Source organism: Stenotrophomonas sp. GD03958 (genome assembly GCF_029839005.1).
GTDB classification, from domain to species: Bacteria; Pseudomonadota; Gammaproteobacteria; order Xanthomonadales; family Xanthomonadaceae; genus Stenotrophomonas; species Stenotrophomonas hibiscicola.
Map to the genome: position 1 here is coordinate 59598 of NZ_JAOBZT010000020.1, position 7429 is coordinate 67026.

At 66.3% G+C, this 7429-nt stretch carries 4 protein-coding genes; 2 read left to right on the top strand and 2 right to left on the bottom strand.

Translation table 11 applies throughout. From position 1 onward, the window contains the following. Positions 1-35: 35 nt before the first annotated feature. Both N5C25_RS08615 and N5C25_RS08620 read right to left on the bottom strand, forming a co-directional pair. Positions 36-1790 carry an oligopeptide:H+ symporter gene (locus N5C25_RS08615; protein WP_279936800.1) on the bottom strand — a complete coding sequence of 585 codons (1755 nt, stop codon included), beginning with the start codon at positions 1788-1790 and terminating at the stop codon, positions 36-38. Positions 1791-1869: 79 nt separating this feature from the next. Then, on the bottom strand, positions 1870-3018 hold the full coding sequence (locus tag N5C25_RS08620) for a DUF1624 domain-containing protein (RefSeq protein WP_279936801.1): 1149 nt from the start codon (positions 3016-3018) through the stop codon (positions 1870-1872). Between the two features lie 199 nt (positions 3019-3217). Here N5C25_RS08620 and N5C25_RS08625 point away from each other — a divergent pair, with 199 nt between their 5' ends. Then, positions 3218-5182: an oligopeptide transporter, OPT family gene (locus tag N5C25_RS08625; protein ID WP_279936802.1), complete on the top strand. Its 1965-nt coding sequence runs from the start codon at positions 3218-3220 to the stop codon at positions 5180-5182. Between the two features lie 206 nt (positions 5183-5388). Then, a partial coding sequence (locus N5C25_RS08630; protein WP_279936803.1) for a S9 family peptidase occupies positions 5389-7429 on the top strand: 2041 nt, incomplete at its 3' end.

The following is a 7429-nucleotide window of genomic DNA, read 5'->3' on the forward strand; positions in this document are numbered from 1 at the left end:
TCGATCCGCCGCCCCGGATTTCGCCTGCACCGGGCTTACTTGACCCCGTGCATCATCTTCTTCAGCAGCGGCGCGGCAATGAAGGCGGCCAGCGCACAGCCCAAGCCGATCCACATCAGCAGCCAGAACAGGTGCGCATAGGCGCCGGCGGCGGCCACCATGTCCAGCGATTCGCCTTCCGGCACCTCGATCGCGGCCAGCTTGCCGAACAGCGCGGCCAGCGTCTCCGAGAAGGCGGTGGCGAGGAACCAGGTGCCCATCATCAGGCTCATCACCCGCGGCACGGCCAACTGGGTGACCGCCGACAGGCCGACCGGCGACAGGCACATCTCGCCACTGGCCAGCAGGAAGTAGGCCAGCACCAGCCACCACACACTGGCCATCTCGCCGGTAGCGCCGACCTGCTGTGCGGCCAGTGCCAGCGGCACGAACGACAGCGCGCCAATCACCAGACCCCAGGCCGATTTGACCGGCTTGCCCGGTTCCCAGCCGCGGCGGTCCATCCACGTCCACAGTGCGGCGAAGGCCGGTGCCAGCAGCACCAGGAACAGGCCACCCAGGTAGGTCAGCGAGCCTGCGGTCTGCGGGATCACCAGGCAGTCGCGCACCAGCAGCACCAGCATCAGCACGACGATGGCGGCGAAGAACGTGCGCGGCGCAGCCGAGCCCGGGCGCCGTTCCGACAGGCGCGCGCTGACCACGAAGCCGAGCGGTGCCAGCAGCAGCGAGAGAATCGACCACGGCAGCGGCGTGCCGCCGGTGATCACCAGCGAGGGCACGATGTCCTTGGTCAGCAGGCGGTCGGTGAAGGTCACCCACGAGCCGTAGGACTGCTCGTACATCGTGAAGAACACCAGCGCCATGAAGATCAGCACCATCAGCGCGATCATCTGCTGACGCTGCACCGGCGTGCATTTCGTGCCGGTGAACCAGGCGAACCAGACCAGCACGCCGCCCAGCACCACCAGCATCAGCATCAGCGCCAGGCTGATTTCACCGCCCAGCGCGAACGCGCCATTGCCGGCGGCCCACATCAGCCAGGCGACCGGCAGCACACCGAGCACCGCGCACAGGTAGATCAGCCATTCGCGCGGCAGGCCCAGCACCTTCTGTTTCAGCGCTGCCGGCTGCGGCGGTTCGGCGTGGCCCTGCAGGTATTTCTGGCCCCACAGGAACATCGCCAGGCCGGCCAGCATGCCGATGCCGGCCGCACCAAAACCGTACTTCCAGCCATAGGCCTCGCCGAGGAAGCCGCAGACCAGCGAAGAGAACAATGCACCGAGGTTGATGCCTGCGTAGAACAGGGAGAAGCCCGAGTCGCGGCGCGGGTCGTCCTTGGCGTACAGCTTGCCGACGATGGTGGAGATGTTCGGCTTCAGGAAGCCGACACCCATGATGATCAGCGCCAGCGACAGGTAGGTCACCGCCAGCGCCGAGGTGTCGCGCACCACTTCGCCGTTGAGCCGGTATGCCGCGTGGCCCTCGAAGGCCATGCCGAGGTGGCCGAGCACCAGCAGGATGCCGCCGAACAGCACTGCCCGGCGCATGCCCAGCCAGCGGTCGGCCAGCATGCCGCCGAACACCGGGATGCAGTACACCAGGCCACCGTAGGCACCGAGCAGGTCCAGGCCGGCCTTGTCGCCGAACAGGTGGTACTTGGTCAGGTACAGCAGCAACAGCGCCTTCATGCCGTAGAAGGAGAAGCGCTCCCACATTTCGGTGAAGAAGCAGACGTAGACGCCCTTGGGGTGGCCCAGGAAGTCGTCGGAAGCGATAGCGGTGGAATTCATCGCGGAATTATAGGCCTGTAGCCTGATCCGCTTTCAGTAGATCCACGCCATGCGTGGATTGCCGGACTGGCCTGGGTGATCACAGGTATCGCAACCACGGCAGATCGCGCCTTCGCGCTTTGAACCGCGCGAACGCCCGCGTCGGCGGGTACAGCACCACCGCCAGCGCACAGGCCACCAGCAGCAGGCCGCTGACCGAATCCAGGGCATACAGCTCGCCATGGGTCGGCCCCCAGGCCGCCAACGCGGCCAGGTACAGCCCCTTCAGTACGTACAGGTGCAGCAGGTAGAAGAACATCGGCGCAGCGCCGATATCGGCCAGCGGCTGCAGTGCCCGCGCCAGCGGCGGCCATTCGTACAGCCGCAGCAGCAACACTCCCACGCTCAGGGTCAGCAGCAGGAACTGCAAGGACGGCGGGTACTTGGTGACGTTGAAGATGCTCAGCCAGGTACGCAGCGTAGTGGCCTGGTACTGCCAGGGCGCATCGCCGTATTCGTTGGCGAACCGCAGCAATGCGAAAAGGGCCAGCGCGCTGACGCCTGCCCACAGCAGCCAGCGCTGGCGCTGCTCCGGCGCGCGCGCGCGGCCGAACCAGGGCCCCATCAGATAACCCAGCGCAATCACCCCGATCCACGGCAGTACCGGGTAGGAGGTTCGCAGGCGCAGCGTGCCAGCCTCGATCCAGTCGCGCTGGTGCAGCACTTTCCACAGCACCGCCAGCAGGCCATTGCCTTGCACCCGAAGGCCGTCGAACAGGTTGTGCCCGGCCACCACCGCGATTGCCAGCATCAGCAGGGCCGGGCGTGGCAGCCACAGCAGCCCCGCCAGCGCGATCATGCTCAGGCCGATGGCCCAGATCACCTGCAGGTACAGCGTGTCCGGCGGCAGCTGGAAGGTCCAGGCGAAATTCACCAGGGTCAGTTCCAGCACGACCAGGAACAGCCCTCGCTTGAGCAGGAAGGCGGCCGTGGCCCGGCGCGGGTCCGCCTGGCGCTGGCCGTACAGCCAGGCCGAAAGACCGGTCAACAGGACGAACACGGGTGCGCACAGGTGGGCCAGCACACGGCAGGCGAACAGCGCAGGGGAGACCGTGGCTGCGTCCATCGGGTCGCTCACCTGGTGCTGCAGGAAGAAGGTCTCGCGCACGTGGTCCAGCAGCATCAACAGCATCACGGTACCGCGCAACTGGTCGATGGAGGCCAGGCGGGGGGAGGGGGAAGGGGGCATGCGATGCAGTAACAGCAAGGTATCATTAAGATATAACATATCATTTGCAGTGTGCCCAGCCGGACTTTGCCGGGTCGGTCGATTGCCGGTCCACGTACCGGCCCATTGCGCCGCAGCACACGCCCCCATCCTTTGGCACGCTGGACTTGATGTGCCCTGAACGCTAGCGTGACAGGGATTTTTGCCAGCAGGGGCTTCCATGAACCACGACGCTGCGCCCAAGCAGCTCACCTTCCGCGCTGTGGCCCTGGCCATCGTGCTGGCGGTGGTGCTGTCGGCCGCAAACGCCTACCTCGGTCTGTTCGCAGGCCTGACCATCGCCACCGCCATTCCCGCCGCGGTGATTTCCATGGGCGTGCTGCGCCTGCTGGGCGGTGGCTCCATCCTTGAAAACAACATCGTGCAGACCGGCGCTTCGGCCGGTTCGTCGATCGCCGCCGGTGTGATCTTCACCATCCCGGCGCTGGTGATCATGGGCTACTGGCCGGACTTCAAGTACTGGTGGGTGCTGGGCATCGCCGGCCTGGGCGGCCTGCTGGGCGTGTTGTTCTCGGTGCCGCTGCGTCGTTCGATGATCGTCGAAGACCCGCTTCCGTTCCCGGAAGGCAAGGCTGCGGCCGAAGTGCTCAAGGCCGGTGAGAATCCGGGCCCGGGCCTGAAGATCCTCGGCCTGTCGGCGGTGATCGGTGCCTTCGTCAAGCTGGCCGCGGAAAGCGGCATGCGCCTGATCCCGGACGCCTGGGCCACCTCGGCCTACGTCGGCAGCTCCAAGGTCACCGCCTTCATCGGTACCAACCTGTCGCCGGCACTGCTGGGCGTGGGCTACATCGTCGGCCTCAACGTCGGCATCGTGGTGGTGTCCGGTTCGATCCTGACCTGGCACATCGCCATTCCGATCTACCAGGCGTTCTTCATGAACACCGATCCGGCACTGGCCGCGTCGGTTGCCGCAGCTTCGTCCACCGAGGCGGCGTTCGCCATCTGGGGCGCGAAGATGCGCTACCTGGGTGTCGGCGCGATGCTGATCGGTGGCATCTGGACCCTGATCTCGCTGCGCAAGTCGCTGCTCAACGGCGTCAAGAGTGGCTTTGCCGCCGCCCGCAAGAGCGGTGGCCCGGTGCTGGCGCATACCGAGCGCGATCTGCCGATGAAGTGGATGCTGGTTGCCCTGGTGGCGTTCGTGCTGCCGCTGCTGGCCCTGTACCAGGCCATCGTCGGCCAGTGGCACGTGTCGATCCCGATGACCCTCATCATGATCGTCGCCGGCTTCCTGTTCGTCTCGGTCTCCGCCTACCTGGCCGGCCTGATCGGTTCGTCCAACAACCCGGTCTCGGGCATCACCATCTCCACCATCCTGTTCGCCTCGGCCGTGCTGGTCGTGCTGCTGGGTGCTGACGGCCTCAAGCCGGTCGGTGCCGGCGGGGCGCCGCTGGGCGCGGTGGCCGCGATCATGATCGGTGCGGTGGTGTGCTGTGCCGCCGCCGTCGGTGGTGACAACCTGCAGGACCTCAAGGCCGGCTACATCGTCGGTGCCACCCCGTGGAAGCAGCAGCTGATGCTGGGCATCGGCGCGTTCTCGTGCGCGCTGATCATGGCCCCGGTACTGAACCTGCTGGCCACTGCCTACGGCATCGGCGTGAAGTCCGAGCTGCACCCGAACGCGCTGGCTGCGCCGCAGGCCAACCTGATGGCCTCGGTGGCCAAGGGCCTGTTTGGTGGTGAACTGCCGTGGACCTTCATCGGCATCGGTGCTGTGGTCGGCGCTGCCATCATCGCCTTCGACAGCTGGCTGAAGTCCCGCAATGCGCGCTTCCGCGTGCCGGTGCTGGCCGCCGCCATCGGCATCTACCTGCCGCTGGAACTGATGGTGCCGATCTTCCTCGGCGGCCTGATCGCCCATCTGGTCGAGCGCTTCCACAAGGTGCGCGCCGATGACGAAGAAGGCCGCGACCGCGTGCACAAGCCGGGCGTGCTGTTTGCCGCCGGCCTGATCACAGGCGAAGCGCTGATGGGCATCGCCATCGCGATTCCGATCGTGGTCAGCAGCCGCGCCGATGTGCTGGCCGTGCCGTTCCAGCTGCCGGGCGCACAGTGGATCGGCCTGGCCGTGCTGTTCCTGGTCGGCTGGCTGATCTACCGCACCGGGAAGTATGCCAAGGCGTAAGGGACGGGTAGTGCCGGCCGCTGGCCGGCAATCCGGAATCCCGTGATACCCCTGGTTACCGGCCAGCGGCCGGCAGTACCGCAAACCCCGCTTCGGCGGGGTTTGCTGTTTATGGCGATTGCCCGCCTGCAGCCATGACCGATGGCCTTGGCAGCCCCGGCCATGCGGGCCTACCATCGGCTTTTTGCCGTCCTGCGGAGACCCCGATGAAACTGCGTCATGCCCTGCTGCCACTGAGCCTGCTGGCCGCCCTGCCCAGTGTTGCCGCTGCCCGTGGCCTGGAAGTCCGCGACATGGTGGCGATGGACCGCGTTTCCGCGCCGGTGCTGACCGCAGACGCTGGCACCGTGGTGTTCGCCAAGCGCAGCGTGGACGCCAACCTGAAGGCCTCCACCGCGCTGTTCGCGCGCAACCTGCGCACCCGCGACGCAGCGCCGCCGAAGCAGATCACCCCGGCCGGCTGGAACGTCAATTCCGCCTCGCTGTCGGCCGATGGCCAGACGGTGTATTTCCTGAGCGCCAAAAACGGCAGCCAGCAGCTGTACGCGCAGCCTATCAACGGTGGTACTCCGCGCCAGCTGACCGACTTCCCGGTCGACGTGGACAGCTACCACGTGTCGCCGCAGGACGACCGCGTGTTGTTCAGCGCCGGCGTGTTCCAGGCCTGCGCCTCGGACCTGGCCTGCACCGAGAAGAAGCTGAAGGAAAAGAAGGACGCCAAGGCCAGCGGCCAGGTATGGGATTCGCTGTTCGTGCGCCACTGGGACACCTGGAACGACGGCCGCCGCAACACCCTGTTCGTCGCTCCGCTGCCCGCGGCCAAAGCCGGTGCAGTCAAGGGCGCCTCGGCACTGAGCGCGACCATCGATGGTGATGCGCCGTCCAAGCCGTTCGGCGGCAATGATGACTTCGCGTGGTCGCCGGATGGCGCCAGCGTAGTGGCCAGCATCCGTGTGGCCGGCAAGCAGGAACCGTGGTCGACCAACTTCGATCTGTACCGCTTCGACGCCGCGGGCAAGCAGGCGCCGGTCAACCTGACCGCCTCCAACCCGGCCTGGGATGCCGGCCCGGTGTTCAGCGCCGACGGCAAGACGCTGTTCTATCGTGCGATGAAGCGCCCGGGCTTCGAGGCCGACCGCTTCGGCCTGATGGCGATGGACCTGGCCAGCGGCAAGACCCGCGAGATCGCGCCGCAGTGGGATCGTTCGGCCGGTGGCATCACCCTGTCGGCCGACGGCACCAGCATCTACACCACCGCCGATGACCTCGGCGAGCACCCGCTGTTCCAGATCGACGTGGCCAGCGGCAAGGCGACCAAGCTGATCGGCGATGGCAGCGTGACCTCGGTCGACGTGGCCGGCAACAGCGTGGCGATCACCCGCAACAGCCTGAAGAGCAACGACCAGGTGCTGGTCGGCCTGCTGCCGGCTGCCGGCCAGCCGATCGGCGAACTGCGCGCGCTGACCCCGGCTGCTGGCGACGTACTCAAGGACGTGTCCTTCGGCGACTACGAACAGTTCGAGTTCAAGGGCTGGAACAACGACACCGTGCATGGCTACGTGGTCAAGCCGCACAACTACCAGGAAGGCAAGTCGTACCCTGTCGCGTTCCTGATCCATGGCGGCCCGCAGGGCAGCTTCGGCAATGGCTGGAGCTACCGCTGGAACCCGCAGACCTATGCGGGCCAGGGCTACGCGGTGGTGATGATCGACTTCCACGGCTCCACCGGCTACGGCCAGGCGTTCACCGATGCGATCAGCCAGCACTGGGGCGACCGCCCGCTGGAAGACCTGCAGAAGGGCTGGGATGCGGCGCTGAAGAAGTATTCCTTCCTCAACGGTGACAAGGCCTGTGCGCTGGGCGCCAGCTACGGCGGCTTCATGGTCAACTGGATCGCAGGCAACTGGAACAGCCCGTTCAAGTGCCTGGTCAACCACGACGGCGTGTTCGACCAGCGCATGATGGGCTACGCCACCGAAGAACTGTGGTTCACCGAGTGGGAGCAGGGTGGCACGCCGTACCAGAAGGCGGCGAACTACGAGAAGTTCAACCCGGTCAACCACGTCGCCGACTGGAAGAAGCCGATCCTGGTCATCCATGGCCAGCAGGACTTCCGCATTCCGGTCGAGCAGGGCCTGGCCGCGTTCACCGCCGCCCAGCGCCAGGGCATCGAATCGAAGTTCCTGTACTTCCCGGATGAAAACCACTGGGTGCTCAAGCCGAACAACAGCATCCTGTGGCATGACA

What these genes read in the sequence shown, in the direction of transcription:
- N5C25_RS08620 (WP_279936801.1), bottom strand. Translation starts at nt 3,018, where the DNA reads ATGCCCCCTTCCCCCTCCCCCCGCCTGGCCTCCATCGACCAGTTGCGC.
- N5C25_RS08615 (WP_279936800.1), bottom strand. Translation starts at nt 1,790, where the DNA reads ATGAATTCCACCGCTATCGCTTCCGACGACTTCCTGGGCCACCCCAAG.
- N5C25_RS08625 (WP_279936802.1), top strand. Translation starts at nt 3,218, where the DNA reads ATGAACCACGACGCTGCGCCCAAGCAGCTCACCTTCCGCGCTGTGGCC.